At 60.2% G+C, this 19,975-nt stretch carries 9 protein-coding genes and 2 rRNA genes; 2 read left to right on the plus strand and 9 right to left on the minus strand.

Annotation, left to right across the window (positions count from 1 at the left end):
* Window positions 1–4: 4 nt before the first annotated feature.
* Window positions 5–892 carry a 3-hydroxyisobutyrate dehydrogenase gene (mmsB, locus tag NJC40_RS02880; RefSeq protein WP_253142886.1) on the minus strand — a complete coding sequence of 296 codons (888 nt, stop codon included), beginning with the start codon at window positions 890–892 and terminating at the stop codon, window positions 5–7.
* Between the two features lie 370 nt (window positions 893–1,262).
* On the opposite strand from mmsB, the gene NJC40_RS02885 reads away from it, so the two are divergent.
* Window positions 1,263–1,781 carry an Hcp family type VI secretion system effector gene (locus tag NJC40_RS02885; RefSeq protein WP_045483794.1) on the plus strand — a complete coding sequence of 173 codons (519 nt, stop codon included), beginning with the start codon at window positions 1,263–1,265 and terminating at the stop codon, window positions 1,779–1,781.
* Window positions 1,782–1,820: 39 nt separating this feature from the next.
* Here NJC40_RS02885 and NJC40_RS02890 read toward each other — a convergent pair whose 3' ends face one another.
* Complete coding sequence (locus tag NJC40_RS02890; protein ID WP_253142885.1) at window positions 1,821–3,242, minus strand: M20 family metallopeptidase; 1,422 nt, start codon at window positions 3,240–3,242, stop codon at window positions 1,821–1,823.
* A gap of 179 nt (window positions 3,243–3,421) precedes the next feature.
* Here NJC40_RS02890 and NJC40_RS02895 point away from each other — a divergent pair, with 179 nt between their 5' ends.
* Complete coding sequence (locus NJC40_RS02895) at window positions 3,422–4,411, plus strand: LysR family transcriptional regulator (RefSeq protein WP_253142884.1); 990 nt, start codon at window positions 3,422–3,424, stop codon at window positions 4,409–4,411.
* Here NJC40_RS02895 and NJC40_RS02900 read toward each other — a convergent pair.
* The 7 genes from NJC40_RS02900 to NJC40_RS02930 form a co-directional block, all read right to left on the minus strand.
* Complete coding sequence (locus NJC40_RS02900; RefSeq protein WP_253142883.1) at window positions 4,341–5,576, minus strand: OprD family porin; 1,236 nt, start codon at window positions 5,574–5,576, stop codon at window positions 4,341–4,343. The two genes, NJC40_RS02895 and NJC40_RS02900, sit on opposite strands and share 71 nt — an antisense overlap.
* 138 nt (window positions 5,577–5,714) lie before the next feature.
* Window positions 5,715–7,004, minus strand: a complete 1,290-nt coding sequence (locus NJC40_RS02905) for an MFS transporter (protein ID WP_045483800.1) — start codon at window positions 7,002–7,004, stop codon at window positions 5,715–5,717.
* A 282-nt stretch (window positions 7,005–7,286) separates the two neighbouring features.
* Window positions 7,287–9,356, minus strand: a complete 2,070-nt coding sequence (recD, locus tag NJC40_RS02910) for an exodeoxyribonuclease V subunit alpha (protein WP_045483803.1) — start codon at window positions 9,354–9,356, stop codon at window positions 7,287–7,289.
* A complete protein-coding gene (recB, locus tag NJC40_RS02915; RefSeq protein ID WP_253142882.1) occupies window positions 9,353–13,042 on the minus strand; it encodes an exodeoxyribonuclease V subunit beta in 3,690 nt (1,229 codons plus the stop codon). Before recB ends, recD begins: the two co-directional genes overlap by 4 nt.
* Complete coding sequence (recC, locus tag NJC40_RS02920; RefSeq protein ID WP_253142881.1) at window positions 13,039–16,503, minus strand: exodeoxyribonuclease V subunit gamma; 3,465 nt, start codon at window positions 16,501–16,503, stop codon at window positions 13,039–13,041. The genes recB and recC overlap by 4 nt, the downstream gene beginning before the upstream one ends.
* Window positions 16,504–16,668: 165 nt before the next feature.
* Window positions 16,669–16,784, minus strand: a 5S ribosomal RNA gene (rrf, locus tag NJC40_RS02925).
* 133 nt (window positions 16,785–16,917) lie between these two features.
* Window positions 16,918–19,809 (minus strand): 23S ribosomal RNA (locus tag NJC40_RS02930).
* Window positions 19,810–19,975 lie beyond the last annotated feature (166 nt).

Genomic DNA, 19,975 nt, shown 5'->3' on the forward strand with positions numbered 1-19,975 from the left:
AGGGTCAGTGGCGGCTCAGATAACTCTCGATGATCGCGGAAAAATCCCGCCCGCCTTCGCCCCGCTGGCTCATGGCCTGAAACAACTGCTGGGCCAGCGCCCCGAGCAATACCGGCTGATGGGCAAGCCGCGCCGCTTCGGTGGCCAGGCCCAGATCCTTGAGCATCAGGTCGGCGGCAAAGCCACCGGTATAGCCTCGTGAAGCCGGTGCGGTCTCGACGATACCCGGCCAGGGGTTGTAGCTCTGCGAACTCCAGCAACTGCCGGTGGAGCTGTTGATGACCCCGGCCAGCACCTGAGTATCGATACCCAGTGCGTGACCCAGGGCCATGGCTTCGCTGACGCCGATCATCGAAATACCCAACAGCAGGTTATTGCACAGCTTGGCGATTTGCCCGGTACCCACCTCACCGCAATGCACGATATTACGGCCCATCTGCGCCAGAACAGGCTTGACCCGCTCGTAGTGCTGAACCGAGCCGCCGACCATGAACGTCAGCGTCGCGGCATTGGCCCCTGCCGTACCGCCGGATACCGGAGCATCACCCACTACCACGCCCTGGCTGGCGGCAATCGTGGCGATGTCGCGGATGCTCTGCGGGTCAATGGTGCTGCAGTCGAGCGCCGGGGTCCCGGTAGCGATACCGGCCAAGATACCGTTCTCGCCCAGAAACGCGCTGCCTACATGCGCCGCCGCCGGCAGCATGGTGATCACCAGGTCACTGCCTTGCGCCGCGTGCCTGGCAGAGTCTTTGATGTGCCCGCCCTGGGCTGCCAGCTCAGCCAGGGCGTTAGTGTCGAGATCGAACAGATGCAAATGATGCCCGGCCTTGAGCAGGTTACGGGCCATGGGCGCGCCCATGTTACCCAGGCCGATGAATGCGATTTTCATTGTTGTTCTCCATTGGCGTGCACAGCAGCAAGGCTTGCTCATCGAGCTACTGCGGGCAGCAATTGTGCCTTCCCTTCGAATACTAGCTCACCGCCTTGATGCGCAAGGCTTGCCGCCAGCCTGTGGATAACCCTGTGGATGATTTGCTGGAAAGCTGTATACGCAGGAGCGGAGAGGGACGCAAAGAACTGCGCAGTGCGGTGCTTAAGGATGCGCGATTTTTGCTTGAAAATACGCCAGAAAGCTTCCAATAAAAAGTTAAGACATTGATTTATAAGCAATTTAAACGAAAGGCACGCTTCTTGACTTGTGCATCAGGTGGCCTCGCCGAATGACTCGGCGGGCACTTGAGCCTGCAAGGAGAACCTCCATGGCTACACCGGCCTATATGTCCATCACCGGCAGTAAACAAGGGCACATCACCAAAGGCGCTTCCACCGCTGACTCGGTGGGTAACAACTATCAGGAAGAACATGAAGACCAAGTGCTGGTCCAGGCCTTCAGCCACAAGATCAGCCTGCCCACCGACCCTCAGTCCGGACAGCCCGCCGGGCAGCGGGTCCATGATGCGGTGTGCATCACCAAGGTGTTCGACAGGGCTTCACCCTTATTGCTGGAAGCCCTGACCAAGGGCGAGCTGCTGCCCGAGGTTGAAATCGAGTGGTACCGCACCTCCAAGTCCGGAACCCAGGAGCATTACTACACCACCCATCTGGTGGACGCGATCATCGTCGAGATCCGCGACTACATGCACAACTGCCAGGACCCTGGCAGTGCCCACTTCACTCACCTGCAAGATGTCTACATGACTTACCGCAAGATCAGCTGGACCCACAAAGTCAGCGGCACCTCCGGCTCGGATGACTGGCGCAAACAGAAGACCGACTGATCGGCAGGCTCATCGGCCCGTCGTGCGGGCCGATGCACCTCAGGCAGGCAATCGGGCGCGCAGCGCCTGGGCCTGCTCACCCAGATCCCAGAACAACCCGGCCGCCGCCTTGAGCCCTTGCTCAACGATGCTTTCCAGCAAATGCTCGTCCGGCGCGTGCTGCTTGCAGGAGGGATAAGAGTGCGGCAGCCATACCGTCGGCAAGCCCAGTACATCAGCGAAGCAATGGTTGGGGATGGTCCCGCCCAGATTCGGCAGAATACTCACCGGCTCGCCCAGGCTGGTGCTGACTGAGCGGCTGACGAAGCCGACCCAAGGGTGCGCCGGGTCGAGCCGGGTCGCCGCATAGCCGCCATCGATCTGCACCTGCACCTCGGTAAAACCTTGCTCATCAAGATGGCGACGCAGGTTATCCGCCAGCCCCTGCCAGTCGGTGCCCTGGACAAAACGTAACTGGCAGACCATTTCCGCCCGGCCAGGAATCGCGCCAATCACCTTGACGGTACTGCCCGCAGACATCCCCACCACTTCCAGGGTATTGCAGCCGAACAACTTCTCGCCCACGCTCAAACCGGGTTCACCCCACTGCAGATTGAGCTGCGGGTCGAAGCTTTCACCACCGACCGGCAGATCACGCACCAGCGCCGAGACCTGCTCACTGATCGGTGCCGGGCGCAGAAAATCGACCAGCAGTTGGCCACTGGCCGATACCAGACTCGCCAGCACATGGCCCATGACAATCGCCGGGTTGGTGATGATCCCGCCCCAGTTGCCCGAATGACGACTGCCATTGCCGGTGTCCAGGCTCAGACGGAACTGGCACACCCCACGCGAGCCGAGAAACAGCGTCGGCAGGTCATGACGCACCCGCGGTCCGTCAGAGGCCAGGAACAGATCCGCAGACAACGCCTCGGCATGCTCACGGCACGCTTGCTCCAGCCCTGGCGAGCCCACTTCTTCGCTCATTTCGAAGATGACTTTCAGGTTGAACCCCAACTGTCCCTGGCGGACCTGCAGCACCGCATCCAGCGCGGCCAGGTTGATGCTGTGCTGGCCCTTGTTGTCGGCGGTGCCGCGCCCATAAATGCGTCCATCCTTGATGCTCGTGCGCCATGGCGCAGTGCCTTGCTGCCACAACTCATCCTGGCCACCGGTGACGTCACCATGACCGTAGCTGAGCAAGGTCAGCAGCGCCGGGTCTTCGATACGCTCAGCCAGCAATAGCGGCGGTTTGCCGGCCTGCGGGTTGTCGATGATCCGGCAACTGAAGCCCATGCCCAACAGCACCGGCTGCAATTCGTCGTGCAGATAGGCGTGCAGTGCTGCGCTGCAATCAGGGTTCTGGCTTTCGGTACGCTGGGCGACACGGCGGTCAAGGATTTGCAGGAACGCACCACTGCTGTAGTGCCGTGCGGCCAGTTCCAGAGCATGTTCACGTGAGCAGGCAGAAGAGATCGACATATCAGGTTCCTTGCTATCAGGCATTGGTCGTCGGGCGCGACCAGCAAGCCCTCGACCGAACAGTGCCGCAGAGGTTAACGTGGCAGCCTGACTTGCAACAATTATCAAGTTCTCAATTCAACCTTGTCTTTTTGGCAAGCCAGCCTTGCACTTGCCTGAAGCATCAACGGAGCCGCGCCATGCATGACCTGCCCTTGCGTTACTTCCACAGCGTGGCCAGGACCGGCTCGCTCTCGGCCGCTGCCGAGGAGCTGCACGTGGCCGTTTCGGCGGTCAGCCGACAGATCAGCAACCTGGAAGAAAACCTCGGGCTGCAATTGTTCGAGCGCAAACCGCGAGGCATGCAACTGACCGAGCCAGGCGAAGTGCTGCTGGCCTACGCCAACCGCAATCAGTTGGAAGTGCGCAACGTGATTGCCGAGATGCGCGGCCTCAACACTCTGCAACAGCACACCATCACCCTCGCCTGCCCGGAAGGCATGGCCTGGGAATTTCTGCCACGGGTGTGCGCGCAGTTCCGGGCCTTTCATCCCGGTGCGAGTTTCGATTTACAGGTGGTGGACGCCGCAAGGGCCTCGCAACTGGTCAAGGACGGCGTAGCCGACATCGCGCTGACCTTCAGCCTGACGCCGACCCTGGGGGTGGAGATTTCGCTCAGTTGCGACTCGCCGATCAGCGCGCTGATGCCTGTCAGTCACCCGCTGGCGAGCAGCGAGTCATTGACCGTGCAGGAACTGGCGCAGTATCCACTGGCCCTGCCGCACACCGGGTCGACCATCCGCTATCTGTTCGACATCGCCTGCAACCTGCACAGCATGAACATTGTGCCGGCCTACGCCAGCCACTCTCTGGGCGCGATCTATAACGCGGTTCGTCACTCCACGGACGTGATTGCCTTGTGCGGCGCCGCCACCGTCAGCGGCACCGCCGCGCGTGACAACCTGCTGCTGGTGCCGATGAGCGACCCGCAATTGCGCCAGCGTAGCCTGCAGGTGCAGATCATGGCCGGGCGCAAGCTGCCGGTGCTGATCCGTTATTTCCTGAGTTTTCTGGAGGAACAATTGGTCAGCGTCAGCCAGCCCCCCGAGCCGGACACGCCTACCAGAAGTTCACGGAGTAAGTCAGGGCCAAGCGGTTTTCTTCGTAACGCGAGGATTCGCGCACGTTGACCCCGATGTTCATCCAGTTGGCCCCGACCCCCTTGAGCGGCCCGCTCTGCACCACGTAACTGAGCACTGAGGTGCGTTCGGTCTCGTGGCTCTGCTGGCCCAGATCAATGTCGTTGCCCTCCATCCAGCGCGCCATCCACTTCAAGCCCGGCACGCCCACGGCGGCAAAGTCATAGTCATAGCGCAGTTGCCAGGAACGTTCGCCAGGCTTGACGAAGCCCAGCGCCGACCAGTTGATCAGAAACGGCGCCGGCGCGTAGTTGTTAAAGGTCGGGAACGTGTCCAGGCCCAGCATGCGCTGGTAACCGGCACCCAAGGTGTGGCCGTTTTTGCTCAGGCTGAACATCAGCCCATAGGTGCGATTATCCACCCGGCCAGACAACGCTTGGCCCTGCTCGCGGGTGTTGTAGTAGCGCACATCGGTCTTGAGCGTGAAACCGCCGCCCAACGCAGCCTTGTGCACCAGCCCCAGGTAATGCTGGCGGTAGATGTCCTTCAGTTGTGCGTAGAAATACGAGCCGGACAACTGCGGGGTGAACGCATAGGTGGCGCCAGCGAAATCCAGACCGTCGCTGGCTTGCGCCGGGGTATCGCCCCACAGGTACAGGTCTTCGCGTTCGGAAGACTCACGGCCGGTGATGCTCCAGAGCCGCCCGGCCGTCAGGGTCAGGTCTTTGACCTCCCGCGACTCAAGCACCGCGCCCTCGTAGCGGGTCACCAGTTGCCGGGTCGGGTCGTAGGACACCACTGGCAAGTTCGGCCGCTGGTCACCGATGCGCAGTTCGCTCTTTGAATAGCGCAACTTCACCGCCAGGTTGGCCCGCCCGTAATCCTTGACCGGGCTGCCATCGGTGCTGACCGGCAGCACACCATCGGGCGAGCGGCCTTTGCCGCCATCGAGCCGATAGGCAAAGTCGGCGCCCAGGTCCAGACCGAACTGGATCGGTGTGTCGGTGTAACCGGACTTGAACTGCAAGTCAAAGCCCTGCGACCAACTGCCGGTGCGTGACTTGGGCGCATTGGCCTGTTTGAAATCGCGGTCGACGTAGAAATTGCGCAGCCCCAGGGTCAGGTGGCTGTCATCGAGCAGGTCGGCCCGGGCAGGGCCTGCGACGCACAGGCCGACGCTGGTGAGCAGTGCACAGGTAAGGCGCAAATCAGACATGGTCCACTCCAGAATCTTCAGGTGATTGGCGGCAATCAGCGAATCGTTGGCGTGCGAGTCCTCGCCCGTCACGACCATGGCGGGGCAAGAACAGGCAGGAGGTGGGGTGGCCCGGCCAAACGCCGGGCCAGGTGGCGATCAGTTGCGTTTGAGCTGCCGGGTAATGGCCAGCAAGGTGATCAGGCTGAGCAGACCGGTGACCAGCAGGTAGAAGCTCGGTGCAAGCTTGTTGCCGCTGGCGCCAATCAGCCAGGCAACAAAGAACGGTGTGAAGCTGCCGAAGATTGTGGTGCCGATGTTGTAACTCAGCGCCATACCGGTGGCCCGCACGCGGGTCGGGAACAGCTCAGCCATCAGCGCGGGCAGACCGCCGAAATACACAGCCTTCAGGACGCTCATCCAGAACAGCACCGCCAGCAACGCCATCAGGGTCGGCTGCGCTGCCAGCCAGGAGAACGCCGGGTAGATACTGGCGATGAACACCAGCGCGGCCCAGAACATGATGCGGGTGCGGCCAAACACATCGGAAAGGTGACCGATGAAGGGCGTCAGCACGGTCAGCACCAGGCCACTGAGCAGCGTACCGGCAAAACCGATCGAGGCGGTCAGGCCCAGTTGCTTTACCGCATAAGTGGGCATGTAGATGATCACGTAGCTGACCGAGGTCGACAGCACCAACGCGCCAATGGCGAGCAGCATGCGGTACTTGTGCTGCCTGAACAGCGTACCGGCCGGTGCGTGCTCGGCTTCGCTCTGCTTGAACTCGCCGGCTTCTTCAATATGCCGCCGGATGTACAGCCCCACCGGGCCGATCAGCAGGCCGAACAGAAACGGAATACGCCAGCCCCAGGACTCCAGTTGGTCGACGGTCAAGGTCGAGCTGAGCAGCAGACCGAAGCCCGATGCCAGCAGGCCGCTGATGCCCTGGCTGGCAAACATGAAGCTGGAGATCAGCCCTTTGCGCTCTGGCGCATGCTCGACCAGCAGCGCCGTGGCACTGCCGAATTCGCCACCGGCAGAAAACCCCTGGATCAACCGCGCGGTAAAAATACCGATGGGGGCCAGGATACCGATGGTGGCATAAGTGGGCATGATCGCGATCAGCAAGGTGCCGAGCATCATCAGCCAGATGGACACCAGCATCGCAGCTTTGCGTCCGACCCGGTCGGCGTAGGAGCCCAGCACGATCGCGCCCAGTGGGCGAATCAGGTAAGACACGGCAAAGGTGCCCAAGGCCAGCAGCAATGACACGGTTTCATCGGCGGCAGGGAAGAACAGCTTGGAAATGGTCATGGCAAAGAAGCCATAAACGATCAGGTCAAACCACTCCAGGGCGTTGCCGATGGAGGAGGCGATGACCAACTTGTACAGCTTGCTACGGGGCATGCGGCCGGCCAGCGGTTGGGTCGTCATCTGCGCAGTTGTCATTATTCGAAGCTCCAGCAGGTAGTCGGTGACGTGGCGGGAGGAAGGGGGCGTCATCCTTGAAAATCGATGGTAGGGACCTGCCAGGTTTCCCACAATTATGCATTTCAGAAGCAAACGTTGCGTTCAAGGCAAAACGCATCTGCTACATTTTGGCCGCTTGAGCGATATTAGTGCCCGCAGGCCAGCGAGCGGCCGCAAAGGCCCGAACTGAACGCCCCGGTAATCAGCAGGCCGGCAAGAAGAGGCCAGGGCGCACAGCGCATGCACCCTGGTTTGGCGGGGTTACAGCTCCAGCATCAAGCCGCTCAAACGCTTGACCTTGCGTTGCAGGGCCTGCTCAAAAACACCCTGGCGTGGCTCGATCAGGCTGAACCATTTACGCGCACGGGTGATGCCGGTGTAGATCAGTTCTTTGGTCAGCACCGGGTTCAAGGCATCGGGCAGGATCAGTGCAGTGTGGGCGAATTCCGAGCCCTGGGACTTGTGCACGGTCATGGCATACACCGTCTCGACATCGTTGAGCCGGCTAGGCAACACAAACCGCACACCGCCGCTGCCGTCGTTGCGCGGGAAAGCCACCCGCAATACCTGACGCGTCTCACCTTCGCGCTCCGGTACCCGCAAGGTGATGCCGATATCGCCGTTCATCAAGCCCAGGCCATAATCGTTGCGGGTCATCAGCACCGGGCGGCCTTCATACCACAGCTCGTCGTCGATCAGGCCGGCACTGAACAAGGCTTGGGTAATACGCTGATTGAGCCCTTCGACACCCCACGGGCCTTTGCGTACCGCGCAAAGCAACTGGAATTCATCGAACGCCTGCAACACCGAGCGTGCCCATACTGTCCAGCACTCATCGAGCAGATCGGCGCCCTCTGTCGGTCTCTCGATTGCCAGCACGTTCAGGTAATGCCGGTAACCTTGCGGGCTGTCAGCGCCTTCGCCGAGCCCTTCCAGTGCCAGGCGCTCAAAACTGCGATCCTGCTCGTTCTTCAACAAGCGCACATGCAGGTCGGAATGGCTGTTGGCTGCCAGCAGCTCGCGCGCCCTGGCATGTTCCTGCCGATTGACCAGCCGAGCCAGTTGGCCAATGCCGCTGCCCTGGCCGAAGCGTCGTGAGTGCCGCAGCATCACCACCTGCTGGGCTAACGGATGCTGCTGCCCATCGCCTTCCTGCAGGCCACTGCTGGCCAGGCTTTCACCGCTTACCGACTCCAGCCAGGCGCGGGTATGCGGACTGTACAGGCCAATTTCGGCGTCGCGACACAAATCGCCCAATACCGCACCCGCTTCTACCGAAGCCAATTGGTCCTTGTCACCGAGCAGCACCATTCGTGCGTGTGGCGGCAAGGCATCGAGCAGGTTGGCCATCATTTCCAGGTCGATCATCGACGCTTCGTCCACCACCAGTACATCCAGCGGTAGCGGATTACCGGCATGGTGACGAAAATGCCGGGTGCCGGGGCGGCTGCCCAGCAGGCGGTGGACGGTGGTGACCTCACTGGGGATCTTCTCACGCACTGCCTCATCGACCTTGAGCTGTTGCACTTGCTGGCTGATCGACTCGGTGAGCCGCGCCGCGGCCTTGCCGGTCGGCGCGGCGAGCCGGATGCGCAGCGGCTGACCACTGGCCACTGCCGGCGCCTGAAGCAGCGCCAGCAGGCGTACCACCGTGGTGGTCTTGCCGGTGCCTGGGCCGCCGGTGATGATGCTGAACGCCTTGCGGGTTGCCAACGCGCAGGCCAGTTTCTGCCAGTCGATCTGCTCGCCGGCCTGACCAAACAGCGCATCCAGGCGCGTGCGCAGGTCGGCCGGCGTCGCCTCCTGCTCAGCCAGCCGCTGGTGCAACACCGCATCGATACGCCGTTCGTAGTTCCAATAGCGGCGCAGGTACAGACGCCGCCCGGCCAGCACCAGCGGCCGCTGCCGGTCTTCACCTGGTGCCAGAGCGACCAGTGCGCTGTGTTCCAGAACCTGACACCAGGCGGCGCCGTCCAGGCCGGCCAGCAGTTGTGACGGCAGCAGCATCGGGCCGCTCTGCACGTCACCTTCCGGCGGCAGCGACAGGGCGAAGTCAGGCGCCTTGAGGGTCTCGAACAGGTCCAGGCACACATGACCATGACCTAACTGGTGACTGGTCAAGGCTGCCGCCAGCAGTACCCGCGGGTCGGCGTGCGGATCAAGGCTGGCCAGAAACGCCACGAATGCCCGGTCCAGCGAGCGCAGCCAGCCACGCTCGCTCCAGCGGTCAAGCAGCATCAGCAGATGATCGACCCGCGCCAGCGGCGCCAGGCCAGTCAGGCTGTCAGCCTGCAGCGGGGTAGGCAGTAACTGGGCAAGGGTACGGCTCATGCGGGCTCTCCTGACTCAGCCTGGATGGGTAACAGGCCCTGAAACAGCAAGTCGAGGCTTTCGATCAACTCGCGGGGTGGGCGGGTGAAATACACGCCCTGCCCCGGCGCCCGGTTACCGCGCAAGAACAGATACAGAGCACCGCCCATGTGCAGGTCATAGTCGTAGTCGGCCAGGCGCGCCTTGAGCTGACGATGCAGCGCCAGCAGGTACAGCACGTATTGCAAGTCGTAACGGTGTTCAAGCATCGCCGTCTCCATGGCCGCCGGTGTGTAGGCGTCGTCATCGGCACCCAGCCAGTTGGATTTGTAGTCGGCCACGTAGTAGCGCCCTTCATGCTCAAAGGTCAGGTCGATAAAGCCTTTGAACATGCCATTGAGCGCGGCAGGCTGCAGCGGCGCACGAGGCAGGTTGCGGTGGGTATGGCGGCGTACCAGCTCATCCAGCCGCAGCACATCGACCTGACGACTGGCGAACCAGAACTCCATCTCGATCCGGTACTGATTGGGTTGCTCAAGGCCGCTCAACGAGGCATTGCCCGGCAACGGCAATGGCATCTGTAACAGGTCCAGCAGCCAGTCGCTGAGCGGTTTGATCCAGCTGTCCCAGCCGCGCCGGCTACAACGCCGCGCCACGGTGTCGCGTACGCCTTCGGGATCACTGGCCGTCAGTGCAAAGCCCTCTTTACCGGCCCATTCCAGCAGGCCATGGAGAAAGGTGCCTGGATTCGGCCCGCGCGGGAAGCGATGAATGTCGGTAGCACCCGGTACTGCTTCACGGGCCGCTTGCGGGTCAGGACGGTCGTCGTCGAACAGCTTCTGGGCCAGCGCCGTGTCCGGCGCGCTGTCGCTGCCAGTGAGCATGCCATCACCAATGCGCAGCGCACTGTAGGAAGCAATCCACCAGTTTTCAGCCGCCTTGCGCCGAGGCGTCAGCGGCTTGAGCAGCGCGGCCTGATTACGTGGCGCGCTAAAGCGCTCTGCGCAAGGCTCAGGGAGTGGCTCCAGCAACATGGCCGGGCTGTCCTTGACCAGCGCATTGAGCCATTCCCCCAGTTGCGCGCTGTCGCTCAGTGCAGCACCACCACCGAGCAGGTAGCCCAGCGCCGAGCGATGCAGTTGCGAGTTTTTCCCGGCGCCGCGCTTGAGGTCGGCGACGCCCAGCCAGCACGCGTGCTCAGAGCGGGTCAGCGCCACATAAAGCAAGCGCAGGTCTTCAGCCAGGCGTTCGTCGTCGGCGCGCTCGATCAGCTCTGCGGTCGGTTGCAGGCTGATCCGCGCCAAGCCGTCATCATCGTGAAACTGTAGCGGCAGGCGACTGCCATCCACCGGTTTGCTGGAGCAGATGAACGGCAGAAATACCAACGGGTACTGCAAGCCCTTGGATTTGTGGATGGTCACCACCTTGACCAGTTGCTCGTCGCTTTCCAAACGCAGGATCTGCTCTTCACCGGCCTGGCCGCTGAGCATCAACTGCTCGCCCAGATGGCGAATCAGCGCCTGCTCGCCATCCAGTTCAGCGGCGGCCTGTTGCAGCAACTCGGACAAATGCAACAGGTTGGTCAGCACCCGCTCGCCATCACTGCGGGCGATCAGGGTCTGCGGCAACTGGAAGTCATGCAGCAGGCGACGCAGCATCGGCAGTACGCCCTGATAGCGCCAGACGTTGCGATAGCCACGAAACTGCATCACCCGCCGCTCCCAGGCCAGTTCGTCCTGATTCAGCCGTTCCAGTTCGGTCAGTGGCAGGCCGAGGGTGATGCTCGCCAGCGCGCCACGCAGGGTCCGTTCGGCATCCGGTTCGGCACAGGCCTTGAGCCAGGCAAGCACATCATGGGCCTCTTGGGCGGCGAACACCGAGTCTTTATCCGACAGGTACACGCTGCGCACCCCACGGGCGGCCAGCTCGCCGCGCACCGCCTGGGCCTCTTTGCCATCGCGTACCAGGATCGCAATGTCTGCTGGCAACAGCGCGCGCAGCGCCTCGCCGGGGCGGACAAAACCGGCTTCCCCGCGCTGACCGGCATTGAGCAAGCGGACGATCTCACTGGCACAGGTCGCCGCCAGTTGCTGTCGATAGGTTGCACCGGAGACGGGCTGATCGTCACAGAGTTGCCAGATGGTCAGTGCCGTGAGCGGCTGGCCGGCAAGCTCCAGACGCTCTTTGCGCCCCTGAGCCAGCGCCGGGGCAAAGGGCACCGGGTTGTCATTGCCGTGGCGAAACAGGAACGCACCGCGCCCGCTGTCTCGCTGCTCGGCGCGCATGAACACCTGGTTGGCCGCCTCGACCATGGCGACACTGGAGCGAAAATTGGTGTCCAGTGTATGCCAACGGCCCGCAGTGGCTTTACGGGCGCGCAGGTAGGTGTAGATATCAGCACCGCGAAAGGCGTAGATCGCCTGCTTGGGGTCGCCGATCAGGAACAGACCGGTGCTTTCGTCGTTTTGCTCCAGACGATAGATACTGTCAAAGATCCGGTACTGCACCGGGTCGGTGTCCTGGAATTCATCGATCAGGGCCACTGGGAACTGCTCACGGATCAGGGTCGCCAGGCGGTCGCCGCCACCGGCACTCAACGCAGCATCGAGGCGCAATAACATGTCGTCGAAGCCCATTTCGGCACGGCGGCGTTTTTCGCTTTCAAAACGCAGGCTGACCCAGCGAGCGGCATGCTGCAATAACTGCGCATCGGGGGTCGGCAGGTCGTCCAACTGACGCTTGAGAGTCAGCATGGCATCAAGTGCCGGGTGCGTCGGCGGGTTACTCTTCCAGGATTCAGCAACGCCGTCAGGCGTCAGACGGGTAAAGCCGGTACCCAGATCAAGGTCGACCTGATCCTCGTCCTGCGCCCAAGTAGTGAGTTTGTCGAACCAGGGCTTGAAGTAACGCTCTTGAATCTGTCGGCCATTGACCTGCTTGGCCGCCACCGCCTGGGTGAAGATCGTATCCAGTTCCTGTGCCCAGGCTGCCCAGGGTGCCTTGAGTGCCCGCAGCGCGGCACGGCGCCGCTCCAGTGCCTCAGCGATCAACTGCGCAGGCTCTTGTTCCACCACCGGGTAATCACGACCGAACAGGCCGCGCACCCGTGATAACAGCGCATTCGGCCCGCCCCAGTGGTCCCGCACCCAGTCCAGTGCAACGCCATCCATGGGGTAACAAAAACGTCGCCAATAATCGCGCAGCACTTCGCCGAGCAATTCACTGTGGTCGGTTTCCAGACTCTGGGTAAACAGGCTGCCGCTGTCGAAGGCGTGCTCACGCAGCATGCGCTGGCACCAGCTGTGAATGGTCGAAACAGCCGCTTCGTCCATCCATTGCGCGGCGATATCCAGCCGGCTCGCGCAGCCGGGCCATTGCTCAGGCTCGAAGTCGCTGCGCAGTTCGGCGATCAAGGCATCGGGGGCCGGGATCTCGTCGCGGAAAAAACGTGCCGCTTCAGCCAAACGGGTACGAATCCGGTCACGCAGTTCCTTGGTCGCGGCGTCGGTGAAGGTCACCACCAGAATCTGCGGCGGCAACAACTCACGGCCAAAGCCGGTCAACTCGTCACCATGGCCCAGTACCAGGCGCAGGTAGAGCGCCGAAATGGTGAACGTCTTGCCGGTGCCGGCGCTGGCTTCGATCAGTTGGCTGCCACGCAGCGGAAAGCGCAGCGCCAGGGGGCGCGAGGTCAGGGAGCTATTCATTGACCGGCCTCCTCGCCCTGCCAGGGCGCATCGAACAAGGGTTTGTACAGCGACTCACACCAGCCGGAAAAGAGCTCGCTGTCTTGCAGAGCGGCAAAATCCGGGTATTGGCGCAACAGTGCCGTGCTTTCGGCGCGTTCGCCGTTAGTGTTCTGACCATCGCCTTCATAAGCTTTACGCGCCGCAGCTTCAGCCTTGAGATCGTCGCCGGCCTGAGCCAGCCAGGCAAACGCCGTCTTGGCGGCGACCGGTAACGGATGCTGCATACCGTTGAGCCAGCCGCTCAACAGATAACCCAGGCACTCACGGGCGGCGTCTACCTCCAGAGGCGGCAACAGCAGGGTTTCATCGCTGGCCACCAAGGCGGTGGTGAGGCTCAGGTCACAAGCCGAAGCCGCCAGATGATTGACCCATGGACGGATCAGACGATGCCATTTGCGGGTCTTTTGCGAGCCGATGGCATTGGGCACCACGGTGACCGCCAGCAACTGACCTTGAGCATTGCGATGCAAGCCGCCCAGCCAGCCTTCAAGACGCACCTGGCGGTACTCGAAGCTGACCGGCAAAGCGCTATGGACCGGCTCAGGCCAGCGGCTAAGCAATGATTGATAACGTTGCAGTACATCCGGTAACGGCGCGATCAGTTCGGCCTGCATTGAGGTGCCGAACCCGGCCATCGGCAACAGACCGCTGCCCTGCAAGCGTTGCGCCTGGGACTGCATGGCCTGGTCGCTGTTATCCAGGTCGAGCAGCGCCGCAGCCAGCAGGCTTTCACTGAGCCCATAGCGTTGCAGCGCATCAAGCACGAACGGCTCTTCATCAGCCAGTGGTGCCTGGGCCTGATCGAAGAAAATTTTCAACCGCTGGGTATAGAAATGCTTGACCGGATTACGCAAGAAATCCTGCAACAGCGCCAGCGTCAGCGGCTCTTGTGGATCATGGGCAGACAATTGGGTCTGCTCCAGAGGCGCTGCGTCGCCGCTGTGCAGCGCCTGCCACTCACGGGCAAAACTGAAGTAGCCATAACCTTCATGAAAATACCGGGCACTGAACGGCTGTAGCGGATGGGCCAGGGTCAGCGCGTTGAGCAGAGCTTCACCGCTCGTCAGGTCAGACTCGTCCTGCGCGAGTCGCCAACCACTGGCCAGGTGATCACGCAGTTGGCCGATCAGCACCGAAGAGGGCCGCTCGCTGTTGTCCCGGATGCTGTGGCCGACCCAACTGATATACAGCTGGTCACGGGCCGACAACACGGCTTCAAGCAACAGATAACGATCATCCTCGCGACGTGAGCGGTCACCGGGGCGGTAATCACTGCCCATCAGGTCGAAGTCCAGCGGCGGCTGCGCGCGCGGATAGTCACCGTCGTTCATGCCCAGCAGGCAGACCACCTTGAACGGAATGGCACGCATCGGCATCAGTGTGCAGAAGTTGACCGAGCCGGCGAGGAAACGCTGCGACAGACGCCCTTGATCGAGACCGGCCAGCCAGGCTTCGCGTACCACCGTCAGCGGCAATGGATCGAGCAAACCGACTGACTCACAGGTCTGTAGCCAGTCCTCACGGAGGTTCTCCAACTGCACCAGCAGGTAGTCATCGTGTTCGCTCTGCGCCTGGAAAAACACCTGAATGAGGTTCTGCAGACGCACACCCCAGTCCTGCGCAGTGGCCTGCGTGGAAAGCTCGGCATGCGCCACATCCAGCGCATCAATCAAGGCCACCAGCGGGCCGATCAGCGCGGCGTCCAGGCCGCCGATTTCATCGTAAGGTTCGATGTCCTGAAACGCGGCGCCGGAGCCTACTGCATACCCCAAGAGCATGCGCTGTAAGCCAAATTGCCAGCTATTCTGCTCCAGCGCCTCGGGCAATCCGAGACCTTCGCGCTGACTGGCATCCAGCCCCCAGCGCACACCGGCGCCTTCGATCCAGCGATGCAGGGTCGGCAGGTCACGCTCCTTGATCCCAAAGCGGGCACGCAGCGCCGGGACATCCAGCAGGTCAAGGATTTCACTGACCGGAAAACGGCTGTCGGGCAGCTTGAGCAAATGCTCCACCGCGATCAGCAGCGGCTCGCGACCACGCTGACCCTGGTCTGCCAGGGTGAAGGGGATGAAGCGTTTGTCGTCGCGCTCAAGCTGGCCGAACACTGCGCGGATGTGTGGCGCATAGCTGTCGATGTCCGGGACCATGACGATCACATCGCGGGGGCGTAACTGCGGATCTTTGCTGAACCGGGCGAGCAACTGATCATGGAGAATCTCCACCTCACGCTGGGCACTGTGGGCCACATGAAAGCGGATCGAGCGGTCTTGCAGGGTATCGACTGCGGGCCATAGCTCACGGGTTTCGTCCAGCGGGCGCAGTTCCAGAATATCGTCCTGCAACTGGCTGAGCATGTGGTGTGGCTCGCCCTCGCTGAACAGATCGATGCGCTCGTCCTTGAAGCAGAAACGATAGTTGTGCGGGTTGTCGTGGCTGTCCAGCAGGTTGATGTAGTCACGGCCTTGCTTGCCCCAGGCCGCGAGCAACGGGTGCGCGTGCTGATGCAAAGTCTGTGGATCAAGCACCTGAGGCGTACCGGGTTTACGTGCCTGGCGCTTGTATTGGTGACGCAGCAGGTCTTTGTCAGCGACGATATCGGCCCAGTGGTGCCGACACGGGTTATGCACACACAGCAGCACCTGACTGAACCTGGCCAGACCGGCCAGAGCCTCCAGCGCCTGGGCCGGCAACGATGAAATACCGAAAACGATGACCCGTGGCGGTAACCCCGGCACCGCATCGGTCATGGTCTGAACCCGCTCGATGAAACGCTGATGCACTCCGGCACGGCTCTGGGCCATACCGGCAACACCGACATCGTGCAGCAGGGCGCGCCACAGTTCGGCCTGCCAGATATTGGCCGGGTTCAATGGCTTGATTTCGCCGCGCACCGAACGTAACTGATGGCGACCGGCAGCCCAGTCTTCCAGCCAGTCGGCGCGATACACCTGATACTGGTCAAAGAGGTCAGCGAGACGCTCGGACAATTGATAACGCTTGCGCAGGTCTGTGTCTGCGGTCAAGAACCGTTGCAGCGGCTCGAAGTGTGGCTGGTTGATCAACTCCGGTAGCAACCGCATCAGCCGCCAGGTCAGGGGCGCCTTGTCCAACAGAGAGGTCTGCGGGATCTCATCACGGCCCAGTACGGCGCGGTAAAGCTGCCACATGAAACTGCCCGGCAGTTGCACATCGATAGCGGCGGCAATGCCGCAACCGCCGAGGTCGTCATCCTCGGTATCTTCGGCCAGGGCAAGCTTGAGCCATTGCGCGATCCCGTTGCTCTGTACCAAGGCAATTTCATTCTCCAGCGGCGCCAGAGGGTAACGCCGCATCCAGGACACCACCAGGCTGCGCAACTCGTCCAGTCGATTGCCATGAACCACCATGAAACCGGCGTTCAGTGAGGTAGTGTGTGGCATGCGTGCATCCCTGACCTGTTGGAAAAATAGCCAAGCGCACCATAAGGGCTAAGCAGGGCAGCGTCCAGTTGCAACAGCTTCGCGAGCAAGCTCGCTCCCACAGAGTTTTATTACGCGCAAAGCAAAACCCCCGATCGCAGAGCGATCAGGGGTTCTGTGTTTGAATCTTGACGATGACCTACTCTCACATGGGGAAGCCCCACACTACCATCGGCGATGTATCGTTTCACTACTGAGTTCGGGATGGGATCAGGTGGTTCCAACACTCTATGGTCGTCAAGAAATTCGGTAGCCAGTGCGTTTTCACACGCTGGCAAATTCGGTTATGTGAACATTTTTCGGCGTTTGCTGGTCAGCTTTCGGCTGTATCGTCTTCACACACCGCCATTGCTGTGCAGATGGCTTGGGTGTTATATGGTCAAGCCTCACGGGCAATTAGTATGGGTTAGCTCAACGCCTCACAGCGCTTACACACCCCACCTATCAACGTCGTAGTCTTCGACGGCCCTTTAGGGGATTCAAGATCCCAGTGAGATCTCATCTTGAGGCAAGTTTCCCGCTTAGATGCTTTCAGCGGTTATCTTTTCCGAACATAGCTACCCGGCAATGCCACTGGCGTGACAACCGGAACACCAGAGGTTCGTCCACTCCGGTCCTCTCGTACTAGGAGCAGCCCCTCTCAAATCTCAAACGTCCACGGCAGATAGGGACCGAACTGTCTCACGACGTTCTAAACCCAGCTCGCGTACCACTTTAAATGGCGAACAGCCATACCCTTGGGACCGGCTTCAGCCCCAGGATGTGATGAGCCGACATCGAGGTGCCAAACACCGCCGTCGATATGAACTCTTGGGCGGTATCAGCCTGTTATCCCCGGAGTACCTTTTATCCGTTGAGCGATGGCCCTTCCATACAGAACCACCGGATCACTAAGACCTACTTTCGTACCTGCTCGACGTGTGGGTCTCGCAGTCAAGCGCGCTTTTGCCTTTATACTCTACGACCGATTTCCGACCGGTCTGAGCGCACCTTCGTACTCCTCCGTTACTCTTTGGGAGGAGACCGCCCCAGTCAAACTACCCACCATACACTGTCCTCGATCCGGATAACGGACCTGAGTTAGAACCTCAAAGTTGCCAGGGTGGTATTTCAAGGATGGCTCCACGCAGACTGGCGTCCACGCTTCATAGCCTCCCACCTATCCTACACAAGCAAATTCAAAGTCCAGTGCAAAGCTATAGTAAAGGTTCACGGGGTCTTTCCGTCTAGCCGCGGATACACTGCATCTTCACAGCGATTTCAATTTCACTGAGTCTCGGGTGGAGACAGCGCCGCCATCGTTACGCCATTCGTGCAGGTCGGAACTTACCCGACAAGGAATTTCGCTACCTTAGGACCGTTATAGTTACGGCCGCCGTTTACCGGGGCTTCGATCAAGAGCTTCGCTTGCGCTAACCCCATCAATTAACCTTCCGGCACCGGGCAGGCGTCACACCCTATACGTCCACTTTCGTGTTTGCAGAGTGCTGTGTTTTTAATAAACAGTCGCAGCGGCCTGGTATCTTCGACCGGCATGGGCTTACGGAGCAAGTCCTTCACCCTCACCGGCGCACCTTCTCCCGAAGTTACGGTGCCATTTTGCCTAGTTCCTTCACCCGAGTTCTCTCAAGCGCCTTGGTATTCTCTACCTAACCACCTGTGTCGGTTTGGGGTACGGTTCCCGATTATCTGAAGCTTAGGAGCTTTTCCTGGAAGCATGGCATCAACCACTTCATGTTCTAAAGAACACTCGTCATCAGCTCTCGGCCTTGGGATCCCGGATTTGCCTAAGATCCCAGCCTACCACCTTAAACCTGGACAACCAACGCCAGGCTGGCCTAGCCTTCTCCGTCCCTCCATCGCAATAACCGGAAGTACAGGAATATTAACCTGTTTTCCATCGACTACGCTTTTCAGCCTCGCCTTAGGGACCGACTAACCCTGCGTCGATTAACGTTGCGCAGGAAACCTTGGTCTTTCGGCGTGGGAGTTTTTCACTCCCATTGTCGTTACTCATGTCAGCATTCGCACTTCTGATACCTCCAGCAAGCTTCTCAACTCACCTTCACAGGCTTACAGAACGCTCCTCTACCGCATCACCAAAAGGTGATACCCGTAGCTTCGGTGCATGGTTTGAGCCCCGTTACATCTTCCGCGCAGGCCGACTCGACTAGTGAGCTATTACGCTTTCTTTAAAGGGTGGCTGCTTCTAAGCCAACCTCCTAGCTGTCTAAGCCTTCCCACATCGTTTCCCACTTAACCATGACTTTGGGACCTTAGCTGACGGTCTGGGTTGTTTCCCTTTTCACGACGGACGTTAGCACCCGCCGTGTGTCTCCCATGCTCGGCACTTGTAGGTATTCGGAGTTTGCATCGGTTTGGTAAGTCGGGATGACCCCCTAGCCGAAACAGTGCTCTACCCCCTACAGTGATACATGAGGCGCTACCTAAATAGCTTTCGAGGAGAACCAGCTATCTCCGAGCTTGATTAGCCTTTCACTCCGATCCACAGGTCATCCGCTAACTTTTCAACGGTAGTCGGTTCGGTCCTCCAGTCAGTGTTACCTAACCTTCAACCTGCCCATGGATAGATCGCCCGGTTTCGGGTCTATACCCAGCGACTAAACGCCCTATTAAGACTCGCTTTCGCTACGCCTCCCCTATACGGTTAAGCTTGCCACTGAATATAAGTCGCTGACCCATTATACAAAAGGTACGCAGTCACCTAACAAGTAGGCTCCCACTGCTTGTACGCATACGGTTTCAGGTTCTATTTCACTCCGCTCTCCGCGGTTCTTTTCGCCTTTCCCTCACGGTACTGGTTCACTATCGGTCAGTCAGTAGTATTTAGCCTTGGAGGATGGTCCCCCCATATTCAGACAAGGTTTCTCGTGCCCCGTCCTACTCGATTTCATGACAAGGAGATTTTCGCGTACAGGGCTATCACCCACTATGGCCGCACTTTCCAGAGCGTTCCGCTAATCTCCAAGCCACTTAAGGGCTGGTCCCCGTTCGCTCGCCACTACTAAGGGAATCTCGGTTGATTTCTATTCCTCAGGGTACTTAGATGTTTCAGTTCCCCTGGTTCGCCTCTTGCACCTATGTATTCAGTGCAAGATACTCAGCTTGTGCTGAGTGGGTTCCCCCATTCAGAGATCTCCGGATCAAAGTCTGTTTGCCGACTCCCCGAAGCTTATCGCAGGCTACCACGTCTTTCATCGCCTCTGACTGCCAAGGCATCCACCGTATGCGCTTCTTCACTTGACCATATAACCCCAAGCTATCTGGTTATACTGTGAAGACGACATTCGCCGAAAGCTTGATTCAACAAACTTTCTTTGCCTTAGCCTGCACCCCACCAGTGAAAGTGGTGCACAGTCTAAAATGTTTCACATATCCGAATTTTTAAAGAACGATCTGACAAAGGTCAGAA

The organism is Pseudomonas sp. 21LCFQ02, assembly GCF_024129895.2.
In the GTDB taxonomy this organism is placed as follows: domain Bacteria; phylum Pseudomonadota; class Gammaproteobacteria; order Pseudomonadales; family Pseudomonadaceae; genus Aquipseudomonas.